At 72.5% G+C, this 18,874-nt stretch carries 19 protein-coding genes; 5 read left to right on the forward strand and 14 right to left on the reverse strand.

The features are described 5' to 3' along the window. Positions 1 to 274: 274 nt before the first annotated feature. From ACWC1K_RS44825 to ACWC1K_RS44875, 11 genes are all read right to left on the reverse strand, one after another. The gene (locus ACWC1K_RS44825; protein ID WP_450839340.1) at positions 275 to 1,060 is read right to left on the reverse strand and encodes an SDR family NAD(P)-dependent oxidoreductase; all 786 of its coding nucleotides are present in this window, start codon (positions 1,058 to 1,060) and stop codon (positions 275 to 277) included. Next, positions 1,057 to 2,088 (reverse strand): ketoacyl-ACP synthase III family protein, encoded by a 1,032-nt coding sequence (locus tag ACWC1K_RS44830; protein ID WP_450839341.1) that lies wholly within the window; start codon positions 2,086 to 2,088, stop codon positions 1,057 to 1,059. Before ACWC1K_RS44830 ends, ACWC1K_RS44825 begins: the two co-directional genes overlap by 4 nt. Beyond that, a complete protein-coding gene (locus ACWC1K_RS44835) occupies positions 2,078 to 3,097 on the reverse strand; it encodes an AfsA-related hotdog domain-containing protein (RefSeq protein WP_450839342.1) in 1,020 nt (339 codons plus the stop codon). The genes ACWC1K_RS44830 and ACWC1K_RS44835 overlap by 11 nt, the downstream gene beginning before the upstream one ends. A 41-nt stretch (positions 3,098 to 3,138) precedes the next feature. Then, on the reverse strand, positions 3,139 to 3,816 hold the full coding sequence (locus tag ACWC1K_RS44840) for an HAD-IA family hydrolase (protein ID WP_450839343.1): 678 nt from the start codon (positions 3,814 to 3,816) through the stop codon (positions 3,139 to 3,141). Between the two features lie 49 nt (positions 3,817 to 3,865). Then, positions 3,866 to 4,843 carry a ketoacyl-ACP synthase III gene (locus ACWC1K_RS44845; RefSeq protein WP_450839344.1) on the reverse strand — a complete coding sequence of 326 codons (978 nt, stop codon included), beginning with the start codon at positions 4,841 to 4,843 and terminating at the stop codon, positions 3,866 to 3,868. Between the two features lie 128 nt (positions 4,844 to 4,971). After that, positions 4,972 to 6,807, reverse strand: coding sequence for a CoA-transferase (locus ACWC1K_RS44850; protein WP_450839346.1), 1,836 nt, complete (start codon positions 6,805 to 6,807; stop codon positions 4,972 to 4,974). Further along, the gene (locus ACWC1K_RS44855) at positions 6,804 to 8,087 is read right to left on the reverse strand and encodes a beta-ketoacyl-[acyl-carrier-protein] synthase family protein (RefSeq protein WP_450839347.1); all 1,284 of its coding nucleotides are present in this window, start codon (positions 8,085 to 8,087) and stop codon (positions 6,804 to 6,806) included. The genes ACWC1K_RS44850 and ACWC1K_RS44855 overlap by 4 nt, the downstream gene beginning before the upstream one ends. Before the next feature lie 182 nt (positions 8,088 to 8,269). Further along, positions 8,270 to 9,484 carry an acyl-CoA dehydrogenase family protein gene (locus ACWC1K_RS44860; RefSeq protein ID WP_450839348.1) on the reverse strand — a complete coding sequence of 405 codons (1,215 nt, stop codon included), beginning with the start codon at positions 9,482 to 9,484 and terminating at the stop codon, positions 8,270 to 8,272. Positions 9,485 to 9,529: 45 nt separating this feature from the next. Then, on the reverse strand, positions 9,530 to 10,582 hold the full coding sequence (locus ACWC1K_RS44865; RefSeq protein ID WP_450839349.1) for a phosphotransferase family protein: 1,053 nt from the start codon (positions 10,580 to 10,582) through the stop codon (positions 9,530 to 9,532). Between the two features lie 126 nt (positions 10,583 to 10,708). After that, positions 10,709 to 10,891, reverse strand: a complete 183-nt coding sequence (gene dmpI, locus ACWC1K_RS44870) for a 4-oxalocrotonate tautomerase DmpI (protein ID WP_030941186.1) — start codon at positions 10,889 to 10,891, stop codon at positions 10,709 to 10,711. Between the two features lie 226 nt (positions 10,892 to 11,117). Next, positions 11,118 to 11,771 (reverse strand): LuxR C-terminal-related transcriptional regulator, encoded by a 654-nt coding sequence (locus ACWC1K_RS44875; RefSeq protein ID WP_450839350.1) that lies wholly within the window; start codon positions 11,769 to 11,771, stop codon positions 11,118 to 11,120. Between the two features lie 249 nt (positions 11,772 to 12,020). Between ACWC1K_RS44875 and ACWC1K_RS44880 the strand changes: the two genes are divergently transcribed. The 3 genes from ACWC1K_RS44880 (at position 12,021) to ACWC1K_RS44890 (ending at position 15,123) form a co-directional block, all read left to right on the forward strand. Continuing rightward, complete coding sequence (locus ACWC1K_RS44880) at positions 12,021 to 13,565, forward strand: acyl-CoA carboxylase subunit beta (protein WP_450839351.1); 1,545 nt, start codon at positions 12,021 to 12,023, stop codon at positions 13,563 to 13,565. Beyond that, positions 13,562 to 13,771, forward strand: coding sequence for an acyl-CoA carboxylase epsilon subunit (locus ACWC1K_RS44885; protein WP_450839352.1), 210 nt, complete (start codon positions 13,562 to 13,564; stop codon positions 13,769 to 13,771). Before ACWC1K_RS44880 ends, ACWC1K_RS44885 begins: the two co-directional genes overlap by 4 nt. Before the next feature lie 428 nt (positions 13,772 to 14,199). After that, positions 14,200 to 15,123 carry a zinc-binding dehydrogenase gene (locus tag ACWC1K_RS44890; protein WP_450839375.1) on the forward strand — a complete coding sequence of 308 codons (924 nt, stop codon included), beginning with the start codon at positions 14,200 to 14,202 and terminating at the stop codon, positions 15,121 to 15,123. 23 nt (positions 15,124 to 15,146) lie between these two features. Here ACWC1K_RS44890 and murQ read toward each other — a convergent pair whose 3' ends face one another. Both murQ and ACWC1K_RS44900 read right to left on the reverse strand, forming a co-directional pair. Beyond that, positions 15,147 to 16,079 (reverse strand): N-acetylmuramic acid 6-phosphate etherase, encoded by a 933-nt coding sequence (gene murQ, locus ACWC1K_RS44895; RefSeq protein ID WP_450839353.1) that lies wholly within the window; start codon positions 16,077 to 16,079, stop codon positions 15,147 to 15,149. Positions 16,080 to 16,184: 105 nt separating this feature from the next. Next, positions 16,185 to 17,108, reverse strand: a complete 924-nt coding sequence (locus ACWC1K_RS44900) for a MurR/RpiR family transcriptional regulator (RefSeq protein WP_450839354.1) — start codon at positions 17,106 to 17,108, stop codon at positions 16,185 to 16,187. Between the two features lie 55 nt (positions 17,109 to 17,163). On the opposite strand from ACWC1K_RS44900, the gene ACWC1K_RS44905 reads away from it, so the two are divergent. Both ACWC1K_RS44905 and ACWC1K_RS44910 read left to right on the forward strand, forming a co-directional pair. Next, a complete protein-coding gene (locus tag ACWC1K_RS44905) occupies positions 17,164 to 17,547 on the forward strand; it encodes a hypothetical protein (protein WP_450839355.1) in 384 nt (127 codons plus the stop codon). Continuing rightward, entirely contained in the window at positions 17,544 to 17,822 is a 279-nt protein-coding gene (locus ACWC1K_RS44910) for a DUF4031 domain-containing protein (RefSeq protein ID WP_450839356.1), read from the forward strand. The genes ACWC1K_RS44905 and ACWC1K_RS44910 overlap by 4 nt, the downstream gene beginning before the upstream one ends. On the opposite strand, the gene ACWC1K_RS44915 is transcribed toward ACWC1K_RS44910, so the two are convergent. Further along, entirely contained in the window at positions 17,804 to 18,871 is a 1,068-nt protein-coding gene (locus ACWC1K_RS44915) for a GNAT family N-acetyltransferase (protein WP_450839357.1), read from the reverse strand. The genes ACWC1K_RS44910 and ACWC1K_RS44915 overlap by 19 nt on opposite strands. Positions 18,872 to 18,874 lie beyond the last annotated feature (3 nt).

The raw sequence follows: 18,874 nt of genomic DNA on the forward strand, positions 1-18,874 counted from the left end.
CCCACGCCTTTGCGTGGCAGTGGGGGAGTGCGAAGGGGACACAGACTCCAAGGCGCGGGAAGGGAGGCGCCGGCCGCGGCCGCCCGGGCGGGGGATGGACGGGCGGCGGTGCGTTCCCGGAAGCAGGGCCGGGTGGCCGGAGCTTGGTGAACTCCCTCCCCGCGCTCTGTCGATGCTATGAATACATGCGCTGACCAGGCCATTCCCTCTTCGAGGAGTGCCCCGTGCCTCCGAAGCGGCACGGGGTGCGGTCGGTCCGGCGTGACTCCTGGGGTCACAGGGCCAGATAGCCCCCGTCCACGGGCACGGCCGCTCCGGTGACATAGGAGCCGGCGTCCGAGGCGAGCAACAGCAGCGCCCCGTTCAGTTCGCTCAGCCGGCCGGCCCGGCGCATCGGGGTGCGGCGCTCCACCCACGCCCGCCCCTTGTCGCTGCCGAGCATCGACTCGGTCATCTCCGACCAGAACCAGCCCGGGCACACCGCGTTGACACGCACGCCCCGCGCGCTCCACTCGGCGGCCAGCTCCCGGGTCAGGTTCACCACCCCGCCCTTGGAGGCGGTGTACGCGGCCTGCGGAAGGCTGCCGCTGGCCACCAGCCCGTAGATGGAGGCGATGTTGACGACGGAACCCCGGCCGCGCTCCAGCATGCCCACGCCGACCGCCTGGCTCAGCGCGAACACCGCCGTCAGGTTCAGCGCCACGATGGAGCTGAAACTCTCCACCGTCTGCGTCTCCGCGGGCACGGTCTCGGACAGCCCCGCGTTGTTGACCAGGATGTCGATCGGGCCGAGTTCCCCGGTGACCGTGCGCACCAGACGCTCACGGTCCTCGGCCGAGGTCACGTCGCACGGCACGGCGAGCGAGCCGGGCAGCTCGGCGGCGAGCTCCTTCAGCGGGCCCTCGCGGCGCGCGGCCAGGGCCACCCTGGCGCCCGCCGCGGTGAGCAGCCGGGCCACATGCGCGCCGATGCCGCTGGAGGCCCCGGTGACCACGGCCACCCGGCCGTCCACCCGGAAGAGCGCGGTCGGGTCCTCGACGGGGACGGTCGGGTTCGTCACGGCTGGTTCACCTCCACGATCGCGGCGGACCAGGTGAACCCGGCGCCGGCACTGAGCAGGACGAGCAGATCTCCGGGCCGTACGTCGTCCCGGTCGAGCAGGTCGGACAGGTTGGCGACGACGTCTCCGGCCCCCAAGTGGCCGGTGTCCGCGCCCAGTCGGACGACCGGCGCGGCGCACACCTCGCGGAACGCGGGCTCGTACGCCCCGGTCATGACGTGCCGGGCGAGCCGGGGCAGCGCCGCCGCGCGCAGCCGTTCGTCGGCGGCGGCGACCCCGGCGTCGCGCAGGGCCCGCGCGACCACGGAGGTGATCGCGTCGTGCGCGATCGGGCCGAACGGCAGGGTCGGGTTGGCCGTGAGGAACTCCTTCTTGGCCAGCTTCGGCAGCAGCGTCTTGAGGCCGCTGGTGGGCGCCGGGCTGAAGGGCGCGTCGCCGCGGTGCATGCCCTCCAGGACCGGGGCCGCCACGGTCGCCGCCGACAGCAGGCGTACGGAGCGGCCATGCGCGGCCCGGTCGACCAGGACCGAGGTGGCGCCGTCGCCGTAGCAGACCCCGTAGTCGCCGCCCCAGCGGTCGAAGCCGGGCTGCGGGAAGCAGTCGGCGGTGGTCACCAGGGCGGGGCCGGCCGCGGGCGCGGTGAGCAGCCGGCAGGCGGCCTGCACGATCGCGGCCGCTCCGCCGTTGCACATCTGCTGGATGCCGACGGGCTCCGCGGCCACCGCGCCGACCTGTTGGGCGAGATAGTGGGCCGGGGACCAGAACTCGTGGCCCTGGTGGTAGGTCCACGCGTGCAGCAGCTGGCCGATCCGCTCGGGTGAAACCCCGGACGACTCAAGGGACTTGGCGGCGGCGAGGGCGGCGAGCCGGACCGGCGCGAGGGTGCTGGTCCGCAGTGCCGTATAGGCGTACCGCTCGGCGTCCTGCTCGTCGATCAGCAGGCCGGCGAGCGCGTCCGACACGGGCTGGGCGTGCTCGCCCAGCACCTGGACGGGGGCGCTGAGGTGGACGGGTGCGTCAAACCGCATCGCCGGCTCCGGGGGTGTGGGCCGCCAGCCGGACCCGCATCCGGGCGACGGTCTCGTCCTGCTGGACGAAGGCGGTCTCGGTCCGCAGGCCGCCGTCCACCGGGTCGGGCACGCGCCGGGTGACGACGGTGATGTCGCTGTCCAGCTCCGCGAAGCGCAGGTACTCGGCGTCCATGTACTGCGGGTGGTACCCGGCCGGGTCGGGCTCCTGCCCGTCGGCGGCGAGCAGCAGCGCGGCCTGCCGGGCGGCCTCCATCATCACCGGTCCCGGCACATGGTCCTGGGCGTGCTCGAACATGCTGGGATGCGTGGTCGGCACCCGGAGGCGCGCGCGTACGGCGCCGTCGGTCACCTCGGCGTTCTCCAGGACCACGTTCTCCGCCTGTTCGCGGCCCACCAGCCCGGGGGGCGGGGCGACCGCGTCGGTGCGGACCGGCACGGCGTCGGACATCGGCGGCGGTGTGGCGCGGTGGCTCATGCGCAGCCTCTCGTACACGGCGTCGGGGCGCTGCGCGGTGTCGACGGTGACGACGCCCACCTGCCGCCCGCCGGCCATCACCCGCACCTGGTGGACCACGCGGGCGATGGTGTCCTGGTAGTTCTTGGCGAGCTGCACGCTGCCGAGCAGCAGCAGGTCCAGTGCGCCGCGGGCCCTGAGCGGGCCGGGGTCGGTGATCTCCAGGGAGGCGGTCGCGGTGATGGACTTGGTGTCGTGGCCCGCGTCGTGCTGGAGGTGCATCGCGCACAGCAGCATCTGGCGCACGCTCTCGAACACCGCGAGCGGGTCGTGCATCGCCGGCCGGGCGGTGTGGTCGCCGTAGTAGAAGTGGCGCGGGGGCAGTTGGGCCGCCGCCCGGAAGGTGTTCTCGTCGACGGACTGGAAGTCGGTGAGGAACACCTCGGAGATCGCCGAACGGTGCACCAGCCGGCGGGACAGCGTGCGCTGGGTGGACAGGATCTGGGCCGCTTCGGTGGCCTGGACCGGCTCGACCTGGCTCAGTACGGACATGACGGGCTCCTGTGCGGTGCGTCGGGGGTGGGCGGCAGGGTTCAGACGGCGGCCGGGGCGGCCGCGTCGAGGAGGCGGGAGACCTGGCGGGCGGCCTGGTCGGCGTCGTGGAAGTGCACGGCCTGCCAGCCGGCGGCGATCGCGCCCAGCACGTTCTTCTCCAGGTCGTCCACGAGCACGCACTGGTGCGGTTCGAGCCCGGCCCGCTTCGCGGCGAGCTCGAAGATCGCGGGGTCGGGCTTGCGGCTGCCCACGGCGTGGGAGAGGACGATGTCGTCGAAGTGCGAGTCGTCGATCATGAAACGGCGGTGGCGGTCCCAGGACGGCGGCAGGTTGGAGAGCAGCCCGACGAAGGCGCCCCGGGCCCGGAACGTTTCCAGATGCGCCGTCCAGGCCTGGTTGGCGGGGCGCCCGGCGAACCAGCGGTCGCCGAAGTGCTGCAGGTCGGCGACGACCCCGAAGGTGCCGCCGAGGACGTCCTCCAGTTCGTCGGACCAGGTGGCCTCGTCGATCAGCGGGATGTCTATGGCACCCATCGAGTCGGTGCCGTACTTCTCCCCGACCAGGCGCATCGACTCCTTCAGCGCCCACAGCGGGACGCCGACGCGGTCCGCGAACTCGTTGAAGGTGACGCCGACCGGCGGGGTGAGCACTCCGCCGAAGTCGGTCCACACGGCCAGGGAGGAGGAGGGAGCGGGGGTGGGGCTGCTGAGACTCATGACAGGTCCTTCAGGTGAGTGAGCCGATCGGGCAGGGGGCGGGTCCGGGTCACAGGCGGTACAGGAGCCCGCCGTAGTACCAGCCGGAGCCGACCGCCGTGGACAGCACCAGGTCGCCGCTCCTGACGACGCCCTTCTCGGCGTACTCGGACAGGGCGATCGGGATCGAGGCGCAGCCCGTGTTGCCGCGCTCGGCGAAGTTGGTGAGGAACCTGGCCGGCTCCAGGTCGAGGCCGTCGCGTACACCGGCGTGGATGGCGTTGTTGCCCGGGTGCGGGACGAGCCAGTCGAGGGCGGAGGTCTTGAGGTCGTTGCGGGTCAGGAGGTTGTCCGCGACCTTCAGGCTGGAGCGCACCGCCAGGTCGATGAGCTCCGGCTTCGGGCGCAGGAAGCCCTCGGGGGCGCGGGCGGCGACGGTGTCGGCCTCGGCGGCGTCGCAGTCCAGGACCGAGTCGATCAGACCGCTCGGGTCGTCCGGGTCGCCCTTCTCCAGGACCACCGCGCCGGCGGCGTCCCCGAAGACCAGTTGGCCGCGGGTGCCGGGGCGGGCGCGACGGGTGAAGCGGTCCGCCGCCACTACGACGGCGCGCTTCCAGCCGGGGTGCGCGGTGAGCATCGAGGCGGCGGTCTGGACGCCGTGCACGAAGCCGGTGCAGGCACCGCAGACGTCGAAGGCGAGGGCGCCGTGCGCGCCGAGCGCGGCCGCGACTCCTGGGGCTATCTCCGGTATCCACTGGCGGTCCGTCCAGTTGGCCAGGACCACCAGGTCGAGGTCGCCGGGCTCGCGACCGGCGTTCGCCAGGGCGGAGGTGGCGGCCTGGACGGCCATGAACTCCAGGGTCTCGTCCTCGTCGGCCACGTGGAGGGCGCGGACGCCGAGTTCCCGCGCGGTCTCGGGCGGGTAGGTGCGGCCGTCGATGGTGACTTCGCCGTCGTGGGTGCGGTGGGTTCGCGGGAAGTAGTGGCCGAGGCCGGTGAACTTGAGGCCGGATCCGGTCCAGGTGCGGGCTTCTGTGCGGGTGTGCATTTTCTTCGCTCCTTGCGTGGGTGAGTGCCGCTGGATGTCGTGGACGGGTGCGGGTTCGTTGTGGCCTGTCGCGCAGTTCCCCGCGCCCCTTGAAGGCGGTTGCGCCAGGCCTGCGCTGCGATGAGCCGTCAGCGGAAACGGCCGTCTGGGTCGAGGGCGCGGAGGAGGCTCAACTCCTCTGGCGTTACCGGCTTTTCGGGTATGACCCCGGAGGCGTCGGACTTCCAGGAGGTGAGGGTTGCGATTGCCTCGGCGGCCTGGTGGGCCAGTTCCCGGGGGCCGTCGGGTGTGTCGTCCGCGGGGAGGTAGGTCGACAGGCGGAAGCCGGGCTCGGCTCGGGTGAAGCGGCCGAAGTCGCTGACCACCTCGCGGATGCGGTGGCCGGGGCTGGTGCGGTAGGCGACCTCGGTGACGTAGCGGCGGCGGGACGACGGGGCGATCACCACGCAGTCGGTGCTCGACGCGATGTCGTTGGCGCCGCCCGAGCCGGTCAGCCAGCGGCCGTCCGCGCCGCGGCTGGTGTTGATCGTGCCGTGCTCGTCGATCTCGGCGGCGGCCAGGACTCCCAGCGCCCGGGGGTTGGCCGCGACCATGCCGCCGAGGATCTCCGGGATGCCGGCCAGCATCTCGCTGCCGCTCGCGTGCAGCAGGCTGAACAGGAAGGTGTCCCCGCCTTCGGGCCGGAAGCCGTACATGCCCAGCTCGGCGACGACCTTGACATCCTGTCCGCCGGCCCGCAGCAGCTCGGCCGCGAGCCAGGCCGCCATGTGCGAGGTGCCGATCCCGGCGAGCAGGGTGTCGTAACCGTGCGCGCGGACCTGCTCGGCCACGGCCCGGGCGCCGAGGACGATCAGGCGTTCCTGGCGGGTGGGGGGTGCCACGGGGACAGGGACCTGTTCGGCGGGTGCGGTCGGTGCGGGGCGCGCGGTGGTGGGGCGGGGAGCCGTGGGCGGGGTGGGGGCGGCCTTGGCGATCGCCTCCTTCTCACAGCGGTGGATCTCCGCCCAGGTCTCGGTCTCGGCGTCGTAGTCGTCGTCCGTCCGGGCGGGGTCCGGGATGCGCAGGGCGGTGCGGCGTCGGAGGCCCAGGCGGTGGACGTACTCCTGGTGCGAGCCGGGGGCGGTGACCCAGGTGCGGTACCAGTCCCGGCCGCGTTCCTCGCCGTGGCAGGAGGCGACGATCTCCTCGAGGAAGGCGTAGTCGTCCAAGTAGCCGTCCACACCGAGGAGTTGGCCGGTACGCAGGGCCTGGGGGTGGGCTCCCAGCCGGGCCTCGGTCAGGCCCAGGACGCGTTGGCCGGGGATGACCACGCGGTCGTTGACCGCGCGCAGTTCCTCGCGGGTGACGATCTTCTCCACCGAGGCGATCACACCGCGCCCGGCGGCGTACGCGGCCCAGGCGCCCTCGCCGAGCGGCGGCACCAGGGCGATGTTGCCGTCCTCGTCGGCGGCCACGCCGTGCACGAGGGTCACGTCGGGGCGCAGCGGGGCGAGCAGGGTGATCTCCTCACCCGGGCGGGCGGGGTCGGGCACCCGGTGCAGCACGTCCGGCTTGCCCACGGCGAGATCCGTGCCGGCCAGCGAACCCGTGACCGCGTACGGGGCTCCCTGCGCGCCGGCGATGAGCCGCTGTACGTAACTGAGCAGCGACCAGGCCTCGAAGGTGAACGGTTCGCCCCTCTCCAGGTCCGCGTAGAGCGGGTTGGGGCGGGGCGAGGGATAGGTGTCCCCCACGAAACCGGCGATGACCTTGTCGGCGACACCGGACAGCGCGAGCGCGTGGGCCGAGGAGTGCACGGCGGTCGTGGAGACCGTCAGACGGCCCTCGGCGCCGAAGACCCGGCACAGGGCGTAGGTGAGGGCGTTGGGGCGGGACGGGGTCCCGGCCAGATGGACGTGGTCGCCGGGCCGGACCAGGGCGCGGACCAGTTCGTCCACGTCGGCGGCGATCAGGGGCCGGCTCACGACGGGGCTCCCAGCGCGACGACCGCCGTCTGGCTGCCGAAGGCGAACGACATGGACACCGCGAGGTCCAGCTCGGCCGGACGCGGTCCCTCGAAGACGTGGTCGTGGTCGCACTCGGGGTCCGGCGTGGTGAAGTTGATGGTGGGCGCGAGCGTCCGGTGGTGGATCATCAGGCTGGTCGCGGCGACATTGATGATGCCCGCCAGGCCGAACGTGTGGCCGTAGATGGGCTTGTTGGAGCTCAGCGGCGGGAGCGCGGCGGGCGTGCGCTCGGGGTAGAGGGCGCGCAGCGCACGCGACTCGGCGATGTCGTTGTACCGGGTGGCGGTGCCGTGCGCGCAGAAGTAGTCGACGTCGTCCGCGTCGCGGCCGGCGCCTGCCAGGGCGTCCTCGATGACCGAGGCGGTGACCTTGCCGGTCAGGTCCATGGTGGTGGGGTGGGCGGCCTCGTTCAGGGAGGCGGCCGAGAGGATCTCGGCGTAGACGCGGGCCCCGCGCCGCCGGGCGGCCGACTCCCGCTCCAGGCACAGCACGACGGAGCCCTCGCCGAGCGCGAAGCCCTCGCGGTCGTTGCTGTAGGGGCGCACCGCGCGGCTCGGGTCCTCGCGCTCGGAGGAGAGCACCCCGTGGCCCATCGCCCGGTAGCAGGCGGCGACCTCGGGCACGATCGGGAACTCGTGGCCGCCCACCAGCATGGCGTCCGCGGCCCCGGAGCGCAGCTCCCGCAGCGCGAGCTGGATGGCCTGGTGGCCGCCGACACAGGCGTTGCTGACGGTGGTGACCAGGCCCTGGGCGCCGGTGTAGACGGCGGACAGGGAGGCCGGGCAGCCGGGCAGGCCGCGGAACATGGCGCCCTTGTCGCCGAAGGCGTCCGGGTCCGCGCCGGTGAGCACGTCGCGCCACCAGCTGAACGGACCGCGGGAGGAGGACATGACGATGCCCAGCCGGCGCGGGTCCACGGCGCCTTGTCCAAGCCCGGCGTCCCGGCGGGCCTCGGCGAGCGCCGACATGGCGATGAGGATCTCCCGGGAGTACTTGGCCGCGTGCGCGTCCGTCAGCTCCGGGAGGAAGGGGTGGTGGTCGAAGCCGTCGATCTCGGCCGCCGCGTACACCGGAAGGCCCGCCTGCTCCGCGTCGAACCTGGTGAGCCGGCCCACCTGGGACCTGCCGCCCGAGATGTTCGCCCAGAACCGGTCGACGGTGAGGGTGCCCGGGAGGACGACGCCGATTCCCGTGACGACGACGCGTTCTTCGGGTATCTCGAATTCACTGTTCGTCATAAAGAAAACGGTAGGCGCGGCCGGGACTTCGGCCATGGGCCGCCGGGTACCCTTTCCGGGGGAAATCAGTACTCGCGGTACCGGCTTCCCATTCCTGCGGCAAGTCGCCGTAGAAAAATCGGCCGTAGAAAACAAAAGGCCGCCCTTCCGGATGGGAAGGGCGGCCTTTTGGTGAACGGTCGTCAGGTGTTCTGGTAGCGGCGCAGTTCGCGGCGGGCCAGTGAGGCGCGGTGCACCTCGTCGGGGCCGTCGGCCAGGCGCAGGGTGCGGGCGTGGGCCCACAGCTCGGCCAGCGGGAAGTCCTGGGAGACCCCGCCCCCGCCGTGCGTCTGGATGGCCTTGTCGATGACCCACTCGGCCATCGCCGGCACCGCGATCTTGATGGCCTGGATCTCGGTGTGCGCGCCCTTGTTGCCGATCGTGTCCATCAGATAGGCGGTCTTCAGCACCAGCAGGCGAGCCTGTTCGATGCGGACGCGCGCCTCGGCGATCCACTCGCGGACCACGCCCTGCTCGGCCAGGGGCCGGCCGAACGCGACCCGGCCGCCGGCCCGCTCGCACATCAGGTCGAAGGCACGCTCGGCCATGCCGATCAGCCGCATGCAGTGGTGGATACGGCCGGGGCCGAGACGGGCCTGCGCGATGGCGAAGCCCTCGCCCTCGCCCGCGACGATGTTCTCGGCCGGCACCCGGACGTCCTCGAAGACGACCTCGCCGTGCCCGCCGTGCGGACCGTCGGTGTAGCCGAAGACGTGCACACCGCGCTCGACCCGCACTCCCGGGGTGTCGCGCGGCACCAGGATCATCGACTGCTGCCGGTGGCGCGGCCCGTCCGGGTCGGTCTTGCCCATCACGATCAGCAGCTCGCACTCGGGTGCCAGCGCCCCGGACGACCACCACTTGCGGCCGTTCACGACATAGCTGTCGCCGCCCCGTTCGATCCGGGTGGTGATGTTCGCGGCGTCCGAGGAGGCGACGTCCGGCTCGGTCATGCAGAAGGCCGAGCGGATCGCCCCGTCGAGCAGCGGCTTGAGCCAGCGGTCCTGCTGCGCGGGGGTGCCGAACAGGGCGAGGACCTCCATGTTGCCGGTGTCGGGGGCCGCGCAGTTGACGGCCTCCGGCGCGATGAAGGGACTGCGTCCGGTGATCTCGGCGAGCGGCGCGTACTGCAGGTTGGTCAGCCCCGCGCCGAACCGGTCGTCCGGCAGGAACAGGTTCCACAGGCCCCGGCGGCGGGCCTCGTTCTTGAGTTCCTGCAGCACCGGGGGGCGCCCCCATGGGTGGCCCGCGGCGTGCTGGGCGTGGAAGACGGGCTCGGCGGGCAGCACCTGCTCCTCCAGGAAGGCGAGCATCCTGGTGCGCAGGTCCTCGGTCCGGGCGTCGTAGGAAAAGTCCATGGGGCAACTCCGTTGCAGACAGGGCGGGTTTCGGGGCGCGGGGGATCAGCCGGCGGTGCGCAGGGCGTCGTGGCCGCGGGCCACGAGCAGCGGTACGGCGTCGGCGAGGTTCGCGGACTCCTCGCCGACGGTGAGGCCCTGCACGGTGCGGCAGTGGATGCCCTCGAGGATCGCGGCCAGCTTGTAGAAGGCGAACGCGGTGTACCAGCCGAGCCGTTCGAGGCCGGCCGTGCTGTGCGCGGCGTACCGCTCCACCAGCGCCTCGCGGCCGGGCCAGCCGGGCAGGGTGCCGGGGGAGGCGACCGGCGGGCGGTCGACGCCGGCGAAGCCGTCCCAGTACATGCAGAGCATGCCGAGGTCGGCCAGCGGGTCGCCGAGCGTGGACATCTCCCAGTCGAGCACCGCGGTGACCCGGCCCGGATCCGCCCGGTCGAGGAGCACGTTGTCCAGCTTGTAGTCGCCGTGCACGACCGCCACCGCCCCGGACGGCGGACAGGTCGCCGCCAGGCGGTCGTTGAGCTGGTCGGCGCCGTCCACCTCCCGGGTGCGCGAGGCGTCCCACTGGCGGCGCCAGCGCCGCACCTGCCGGGCCATGAAGCCCTCGGGGCGGCCGAAGTCGGCCAGAGCGGCCGCCTCGGGGTCCACGGAGTGCAGCAGGGCCAGGGTGTCGACCAGCGCATGGGTGGTGCGCCGCGCCGAGTGCTCGCCGAGCGGCGCGAGTTCCGCGTCGCTGCGGTAGGTGATGCCTTCGGCGAACCCCATGACGTAGAAGGGGGCACCCAGCACGTCGGCGTCCCGGCACAGCGCATACGTCCGCGGCACGGGCACGCCGGCCGGTCCGAGCGCGCTCAGCACCCGGTACTCGCGCGCCATGTCGTGGGCGGTGGCCAGCACATGCCCGAGCGGCGGCCGGCGCAGCACGAGGGTGCGGCCGCCCCAGGAGAGCCGGTACGTCAGGTTGGACCGCCCGCCCGCCAGGGGGGTCACCCCGGTCAGCGGACCGCGGCCCGGCAGCCTGCTCTCCAGCCAGTGTGCGAGGCGTCCGGTGTCGATGCCGTCGAGGGCACCGGGCGCCGTCGTGGTGGTCGGTGTCGTCACGGTGCTCTCCGTTTCCGGTGGCAGGGGTCTGCGGCGATGTGGGTCTGCGGCGATACGGCACGGTCCCGGCCGCCGACGAGGGGCGGCCGGGACCGTGTGGGGGGAAGGGAAGGAAAAAGGCAGGTGTCAGCTGTCGGCGATGAGCTTGCCCGCGGCGCCCCAGCTGTCCGCCGGAACCTCCTGGATCCACACCTGAACCGTCTCCGCCGGAATCTTGTACGCGTCGACGAATGCGTCCGTGATACGGGCGACCAGGTCACGCTTGAGTTCGACGTCACGCGGACCCTGCTGAACGGTCACGATGGGCATTTCAACCTCCGGTGGGTTTCTCGGGGATTCTTCTTGAGGAATCTCGGTCTCGACCCGCCGCGTTTTCCGGCGGCGGCCTCGGTATGACCGGAACGCTAGGCGCGGCCCGCGGGCGCTTTCAAGGAGAATGACTCCTACGGCACCGCACTGTGTTTCGTAGGAGACATTGCTCCCCGGCGTGCGGTGCGGGCCGAATAGATTCGGTTCGGCCCGCACCGCACGCTTTTCAGGAAGCGGCCGCGAGCGGGTCCCGACGGGCCAGCAATTCGCGCCGGTTCGCCACGCCGAGCTTGGCGAGCACATTGCTGACATGGTTCTTGACGGTCTGCCGGGCCAGCTGGAGTTCGGCCGCGATCTCGTCGTTCGAGTACCGGCCGAGAAGCAGTCCCAGTATCTGCTGTTCGCGTGCGGTCATTCCGGGCACGCGCGGCTGCGTTCCCGATGCGGGGGCAAGGCCGGAGTGCTCGCGCAGATACCAGACGTTCCGTCCCGCCGCGAGGGCCTCCACGGCCCGTACCAGCCGCTCGGGCGAGGCCGTGCGGTGGACGAAACCGTCGGCCCCGCCGGCCAGGCACGCGGCGACCACCGCGGGGTCGTCGGCGCCGGTGAACATCAGGACGGTCGGCGGCCGGGCGAGCCCCTTGACCTGCCGGCACAGCTGCACCCCGTCGCCCCGGCCCGCCAGATCGACCTCGGTGACCAGCATGTCGACCCGAAGCCGGCGCACCAGATCCAGGGCACCCTGCCGGGTCTTCGCCTCCTCGGCCTCGTCGACCGCTCCCGAGCGGCGCAGCAGTGAGGCCACCGCGGCCCGGGATATCGGGAACGGGTCGGCGATCACGGCGATATGGCGGGCCGAGAGTGTTTTCTCCTCGCTCATGTTCAGTCTCCTGGTAGAGAAGGGGCGGTGAATGCGCGACTCCTTCCGGCGGGGTGGGGGAAACAGGCCGGGGGAAACCGAACCTAACGGCAGGAGAGAGGAGTTGAACCGGTAATGCCACCAGAGTGCCCGGGCGCCTTGTCACCTAGGAATCCCCTCGCCGCCCTTTCGGGGCGTGTGCTGCCCGGCCGGGGACGGGTCTGCCTAGCGTGGGCGTAGCTGATTTCCGGTGCAGAAAAGGAGTTCTCCATGCGTGAACGCCTGGGCGAACTTGCCGCTCTTCAGGGCGAGTTGCTGACAGGTCCCGATCCGGCGGCCACCGAGCGCCAGCACGCCCGGGGCAAGCTCACCGTCCGCGAGCGCCTCGCGCTCCTCCTGGACAAGGGCTCGTTCACCGAGGTCGAGGGGCTGCGGCGGCACCGCGCGACCGGCTTCGGCCTGGAGGCGAGGAAACCACACGGCGACGGTGTCGTCACCGGCTGGGGGACCGTGGACGGACGGCAGGTGTTCGTCTACGGACACGACTTCAGGATCTTCGGCGGGGCGCTCGGCGAGGCCCACGCCCAGAAGATCCACAAGATCATGGACCTGGCCGAGGCCGCCGGGGCACCGCTGGTCGCGCTCAGCGACGGGGCGGGCGCCCGTATCCAGGAGGGGGTGACCGCGCTCGCCGGATACGGCGGCATCTTCACCCGCAACGTGCGCTGCTCCGGCGTGATCCCGCAGATCAGCGTGATCCTCGGGCCGTGCGCCGGCGGCGCGGCGTACTCGCCGGCCCTCACCGACTTCGTGTTCATGGTGCGCGGCACCGCGCAGATGTACATCACCGGACCGGACGTCGTGCACGCCGTCACCGGAGAGCGGGTCGGCCACGAGGAACTCGGCGGCGCCGACGTCCACTCGGCGCGCTCCGGCGTCTCCGCCTTCCTGTACGACGACGAGGAGTCCTGCCTCCAGGACGTACGGCATCTGCTGTCGATGCTGCCCGCCAACAACCGCGAGCTGCCGCCCGACGCGGTGAGCCACGACCCCGTGGACCGGAGCGGGGACGCCCTGCTCGACCTGGTGCCGGCCGACCCGCAGCAGGTCTACGACATACGCCGGGTCATCGAGGAGATCGTCGACGACGGCGACCTGTTCGAGGTGCACGAGCTGTGGGCGCCCAACCTGGTCGTGGCCCTGGCCCGGCTCGGCGGCCAGGTCGTCGGCATCGTCGCCAACCAGCCCATGGCGGGCGCCGGCGCCCTGGACATCGCGGCCTCCGAGAAGGGCGCCCGGTTCGTGCAGTTCTGCGACTCCTTCAACATCCCCCTGGTGACCCTGGTCGACGTGCCCGGCTTCCTGCCCGGCACCGGCCAGGAGCACGACGGCATCATCCGGCGCGGCGCCAAACTGCTCTACGCCTACTGCAACGCCACCGTGCCACGGGTGCAGGTCATCCTGCGCAAGGCCTACGGCGGCGCGTACATCGTCATGGACTCCCGCTCCATCGGCTGCGACCTGTCGTTCGCCTGGCCCACCAACGAGATCGCCGTGATGGGCGCGGAGGGCGCGGCGAACGTCGTCTTCCGCCGTGAGATCGCCGCGGCCGACGACCCGGAACGCGCCCGGGCGCGGCGCGTGGCCGAGTACCGGGAGGAACTCATGCATCCGTACTACGCGGCCGAGCGCGGCCTCGTCGACGACGTCATCGATCCCCGGCGCACCCGGGAGGTGCTGATCAGGTCGCTGCGGATGCTGCGCGCCAAACACGCCCAGCTGCCCGAGCGCAAGCACGGGAACCAGCCGGTATGAGCGCGACGCCCACGGTACGGCTGCTGCGCGGCAGCCCCGACGCCGCCGAACTCGCCGCGCTCCTCGCGGCACTACAGGCCGTGGCAGCCCGCCGAGCCACCGCCCTCAACCACCCACCCGCCCCGACCAGAGCGACCTGGAGCAGACCGACCCACCATCCGGCAGCGCCCACCTGGCGCACACCGGGCCCGCGCCCACGCGGGTGAGCACACCCTCCGACCCGGGTGTGTCACTTTCGGTACATGGCACGCAGGCAGTGGCGGCCCGCCGCGCCGCTGTCCTCAACTGCCCGTCCGCCGCCCCGGCCAGAGCGGCCTGGAGTGGGCCGGCCCCGCATCCGGCGGCCGGTACCTGGCGTGCGCCCGGTCCGCGCCTGCGTGGGTGGGTACAGCCCCGGCCCGCGTGTGTCACCTCGGGCCACCGGCAGTGGACACCTGGCGTGCGCCCGGTTCGCGGCCGTGCGGGTGAGCGAAGCCCCCGGCCCGGGTGTGTCACTTTCGGCACACCGTGAACGCACTTGCGGGGCACAGGTGTTGAGCAGGGAAGGAGGCGGTCCCTAGCGTGCTGAGCACCACCCGACCACAGGACACAGGAGTCAGTCATGCCCGCAGCCGCGCCCGCAGGAGGTCACCCGATGAAGGCCCTGCTGCCCACCGGACGGCCCGAGGAGATGGTCGAGCTCGGCGAGGCCGAGGTGCCGCAGCCGGCGCCGGACGAGGTCCTCGTCGAGGTACGGGCGTTCTCCATCAACCGTGGTGAGGTCTTCCAGCTCCACGGGCCGCTGGGGCTGCGCGGCCGGCCGGGCAAGGACATCGCCGGAGTCGTCGTACAGGCGGCCGCGGACGGCTCCGGGCCCGCCGTCGGCACCCGTGTCGTCGGCCACCCGCCGGCGAACGGCTGGGCCCAGTACGCGGCCGTACCCACCCACTCCCTGGCCGTGCTCCCCGACGGCGTCTCCTTCGAGACCGCGGCCGCGCTGCCGCTGGCCGGGCTCACCGCCCTGCGGCTGCTGCGCGTGGCGGGCTCCGTCGCCGGCCGGCGGATCCTGCTCACCGGGGCGTCCGGCGGAGTCGGCCACTACGTCACCGAACTCGCCCTCGGTGAGGGCGCCGAGGTCACCGCGGTCACCGCGACCCCCGAACGGGGCAAGCTGCTCGCCGAGTTCGGTGCCACCGTCGTGCACGACCTCGACGAGGCCGTCGGCCCCTTCGACGTCGTCCTCGAGTCCGTCGGCGACACCTCCACACCGCGTGCCCTCGCCCTGCTGCGTGAGCGCGGACAGCTGATCTGGTTCGGGCAGGCCTCCCGGCAGCCCGCCGAGCTCAGCTTCTTCGCGTTCTTCAAGGGCCCCCGCTCGGCCACCGTGCGCCACTTCCACTACGAGCACTTCGACGAGCCGTTCGGCACCGACCTGGCCGCTCTGGTCCGGCTCGTCGACAGCGGCCGGCTGCACCCGCAGATCGGCCGCCTGGAGGACTGGCGGCACACCGCGACCGCCCTCGGCGACCTGCGCGACCGGCGGATCACGGCGAACGCCGTCCTCACCGTGGGGTCGTGACCGCGCTCCTTTCCCGACGGGCGTCAGCGAGCCGCCGCCAGCGCGGCCCGCAGATGCCCGTCCGAGTCCTCCAGCAGCCGCGCCGCCGTAGGGCCGTCCACCTCGGCCAGGATGGTGAGGATGGCGTTCTTCACCTCGCCGTCGGTGGCCGCGAGGGCGCGCTCGATCTCGTCGTCCGAGGCTCCCGTGGCGAGGGCGACGATCCTTCGGGAGCGGGCGCGCAGCTTCTCGTTCGAGGCGCGTACGTCGACCATCAGGTTCCCGTACGTCTTGCCGAGCCGGATCATCGTGATCGTCGAGAGCATGTTGAGGACCAGCTTCTGCGCCGTGCCCGCCTTCAGGCGGGTGGATCCGGTGAGCAGCTCGGGTCCGACGACGACCTCGATGCCGTGCTCCGCGGCCGCCGCGAGCGCGCTGTCCGCGTTGCAGGCGAGGCCGATGGTCAACGCCCCCCGCGCGCGGGCGTGCCGCACGGCCGCGATCGCGTACGGGGTGCGGCCGGAGGCGGAGACGCCGACCACGGTGTCGGCGGCGAGCAGGCGCAGGGCGTCGAGGTCGCTGCGGGCGAGTTCCGCGGAGTCCTCGGCGCCCTCGACGGAGGTGACCATGGCGTCGGGGCCGCCCGCGATCAGGCCCACGACCTGCTCCGGATCGGTGTTGAAGGTCGGCGGGCACTCGGAGGCGTCCAGCACGCCGAGCCGGCCGGCGGTGCCCGCACCGGCGTAGATCAGCCGCCCGCCCCGGGCCATCCGCCCGGCCACGGCGTCGATGGCGGCGGCGATGGACGGAAGCTGCCGGGCCACGGCTGCCGGCACGGTGGCGTCCTCGCCGTTCATGAGCCGGGCGATGTCGAGCGTGGGCAGCCGGTCGATCTCGGCGAGCTCGGGCCGGAAGGCCTCGGTGGTCAGCGATTCCAACTCGGCGCGGAGGTCACGGGGGTTGGAGGTGGAGGTCATGGGGGCGGCTCTTTCAGATGTGCGGTCCGGTCTCGTGTCTGCGGCTGCCTGCACTGCCTGCGACGTCTGCTGTGACTACCTGCGACTACCTGCGACTACCTGCGACTACCTGCGGTGCCGGTGCGCCAATGCCTCGTACGAAGCGGCCAGCGCCGGCGCCGCCGTCTCGTACGTCTTCTGCGCCACCCCCACGAACAGGCAGTCCACGACGAGGAGTTGACTGGTCCGGGAGGACATGGCCGCGGGCCTCAACTCGCTCTCCCGCGCGGTCGACGTCGTCAGCACATGGTCGGCGTACTGGGCGACCGCCCCGTCCGGCCGCCCGGTGATCGCCACCGTCGTGGCCCCGTGCTCGAAGGCGACCCGCAACGGCTCGATGACGTCCCCGGTGGACCCGGAGTGCGTGATCGCGATGGCGACGTCCCCCGACCGCAACTGCACCGCGTTCGTCACGGCCAGATGCGGATCACTGTGCGCCTGGGCTATCAGGCCTATCCGCAGCAGCTTCTGGGTGAGGTCCTGGGCGACGAGGCCGGACGCCCCGACCCCGTACACATCGATGCGTCGCGCGCCCGCCGCCGCGGCGACCGCCGCCCCCAACTGCACCGTGTCCAGCCCCGCCGCCGTGTCGGCCAGCGTCTGCTGCTCGTCGTACGCGAGTTTCGCCACGACATCGGCGATCGGATCGTCGACCGCGATGTCCGTGGTGATGGCGGGCGCCCGCCCGGACTGCTGCTGCGCCGCAAGGCCGGCGAGGGCGAGGCGCAGATCCCGGTATCCCGGATACCCGAGCAGCCGGGCCGTCCGTACGACCGTCGCCTCGCTGGTGCCGGTGAGCTCGGCGAGGCCGGTGACCGTGAGGGCCGCGCAGCCGGCCGGGTCGCCCGCGACGGCCTCGGCGACGCGCTGCATGGAGCGGGTCATGGAGGGCGCGAGCGTGCGCACCTTCGCGGCGAGGGCGGCGGGAGCGGGAGGCGCACTCGCCCGGCCTGCCGCACCGGAGAAAATTTCCTTCACGTCCTGGGTCACTCATGAAAGATATTTTCGGCGCGGTGTCCCGGTCAAGAGTGCGCACAATGGGGGCATGCACCCCATCAGCCCCCTGGAGCAGGCGCTGCACGCGGCACGCGCCCTCGTACTCGCCGATCTGGCCGCGCGCGAGGTCGCCGCGGCGGACGTGGTGTCCATGGTCGAGGAGTCCGTCGTCCAGCGGCGATGGTGGGTGGAGCAGTGGCCGCAGGGCGTCGAGTACGTCGCCGGGCTGGTCGCGCAGGACGTCCAGGACGCCCTGCTGGAGACATACGGCCGTTGGCCCCTGTGCCCGGTCTGCGGCGGCGGCGACCCGCACGCCCTCGACGTCGAGCCGGAGCTCGGCCCCGACCCGCACTGGGTCTGCCACAAGGCGGGCGTGAAGGTGGCGGCGGTCGGCACGCTGGGCTCGGCCACGGGCGGGACGTCGTCCTCGTGACCGTCTACATCGACCCACCGACCTGGCCCGGTCACGGCCGCATGTGGTCCCACCTCATCAGCGACGTCTCCTACGACGAACTCCACACCTTCGCCGAGAAACTGGGCGTGCCCCCACGCGCCTTCGAGCGGGACCACTACGACATCCCGTCGCACCGGTATGCGGACGTGGTGGCGGCGGGGGCGGTGGAGGTCAGCAGCCGGGAGGTGGTGCGGCTGCTGACGGGGGCGGGGTTGCGGCGGCCGAAGGGGCGGCCTCAGCGCCCCAGTTCGTAGGCCAGTCCCTCCTCGTCCTCGCCCGCCTTCCTGAAACCGGCGCGGGTGACCACCGACTGGGACGGGACGTTGTCCCGTTCGATCGTGGCGAAGAGCGTGCGGACGTCGTCCCGTGCCAGGGCCCACTCCGACAGCGCGCGCAGGGCCTCGGTCGCGTAGCCGTGGCCGCGGGCCGGTTCGGTGAGGTCGTAGCCGATCTCGGTGCGGCCCTCCTCGTCGGGGACGCCGTGGAAGCCGATGCCGCCGATCGCGCGGCCGTCCTCGCGGCGGACGAGGGCGAAGACGCCGAACTCCGGGCGGTGCACGCCCTCTTCGTACGCCTTCAGCATGAAGTTCGAAGCCTCCCGGGTGCCCTCGAACGGGCCGCCGTCCAGCCAGTCGAAGCCGCCGTCGCCGCCCGCCACCAGGTCGCGTGCGGCCGCGGGGGTGATGCCCTGGAGGGTGAGGCGGTCGGTGGGGAGGACGAGGTTGTTGTTCCAGCGCCACTCGGTGAGGCGGGCGCGGCCGGGGAGTTCGCCGCGGCCGGTGGCCCAGAGGAAGGTGCGCCAGTGGTCGGGGCTCGGCTGGACGTGCGGGAAGATGCGGGTGAGGACGGACTCGGCCAGTGCGGCCGGGGGTTCGTACTCCAGGCCGAGGCCGCCCGCGATGTCGTGTGTGTGGGCGAGGACCTCGGCGATGCCCATCGCGGCGAAGCCCTCGCGGTTGGCGCTGCGGAACGGGTACGGGTGGAAGCCGCGGGCCTCGCGCGGAGCGGTGCGGACGGCAGCGGCGAGCAGGGCGCCGGTCGTCTCGATCACATGCAGCAGGCCCGTGTTGTCGGTGCCCTCGTCGAGGGTGATCTCGAAGGGGACGTAGCCGTCCTTCGCGCGTCCGGCCAGATTGGCGGCGTACGCGATGAGGTCGTCCGCGATGTGGACCGCCGTCTCGTGGCAGTTCCACTCCAGCCCGGAAGCCTTCACCTCCGTCCAGCCCCGGTCCACCGCCGGCCGCAGCGCTGCCACGCAGCCCGCCACGGCCTCTTCCACCTGATCCCCGCCCCATGCACGCATGGG

This window comes from Streptomyces sp. NPDC001492 (assembly GCF_053597275.1).

What these genes read in the sequence shown, in the direction of transcription:
- ACWC1K_RS44830 (WP_450839341.1), bottom strand. Translation starts at nt 2,088, where the DNA reads ATGCGGTTTGACGCACCCGTCCACCTCAGCGCCCCCGTCCAGGTGCTG.
- ACWC1K_RS44835 (WP_450839342.1), bottom strand. Translation starts at nt 3,097, where the DNA reads ATGTCCGTACTGAGCCAGGTCGAGCCGGTCCAGGCCACCGAAGCGGCC.
- ACWC1K_RS44840 (WP_450839343.1), bottom strand. Translation starts at nt 3,816, where the DNA reads ATGAGTCTCAGCAGCCCCACCCCCGCTCCCTCCTCCTCCCTGGCCGTG.
- ACWC1K_RS44845 (WP_450839344.1), bottom strand. Translation starts at nt 4,843, where the DNA reads ATGCACACCCGCACAGAAGCCCGCACCTGGACCGGATCCGGCCTCAAG.
- ACWC1K_RS44855 (WP_450839347.1), bottom strand. Translation starts at nt 8,087, where the DNA reads ATGACGAACAGTGAATTCGAGATACCCGAAGAACGCGTCGTCGTCACG.
- ACWC1K_RS44860 (WP_450839348.1), bottom strand. Translation starts at nt 9,484, where the DNA reads ATGGACTTTTCCTACGACGCCCGGACCGAGGACCTGCGCACCAGGATG.
- dmpI (WP_030941186.1), bottom strand. Translation starts at nt 10,891, where the DNA reads ATGCCCATCGTGACCGTTCAGCAGGGTCCGCGTGACGTCGAACTCAAG.
- ACWC1K_RS44875 (WP_450839350.1), bottom strand. Translation starts at nt 11,771, where the DNA reads ATGAGCGAGGAGAAAACACTCTCGGCCCGCCATATCGCCGTGATCGCC.
- ACWC1K_RS44880 (WP_450839351.1), top strand. Translation starts at nt 12,021, where the DNA reads ATGCGTGAACGCCTGGGCGAACTTGCCGCTCTTCAGGGCGAGTTGCTG.
- ACWC1K_RS44885 (WP_450839352.1), top strand. Translation starts at nt 13,562, where the DNA reads ATGAGCGCGACGCCCACGGTACGGCTGCTGCGCGGCAGCCCCGACGCC.
- ACWC1K_RS44890 (WP_450839375.1), top strand. Translation starts at nt 14,200, where the DNA reads ATGAAGGCCCTGCTGCCCACCGGACGGCCCGAGGAGATGGTCGAGCTC.
- murQ (WP_450839353.1), bottom strand. Translation starts at nt 16,079, where the DNA reads ATGACCTCCACCTCCAACCCCCGTGACCTCCGCGCCGAGTTGGAATCG.
- ACWC1K_RS44905 (WP_450839355.1), top strand. Translation starts at nt 17,164, where the DNA reads ATGCACCCCATCAGCCCCCTGGAGCAGGCGCTGCACGCGGCACGCGCC.
- ACWC1K_RS44915 (WP_450839357.1), bottom strand. Translation starts at nt 18,871, where the DNA reads ATGCGTGCATGGGGCGGGGATCAGGTGGAAGAGGCCGTGGCGGGCTGC.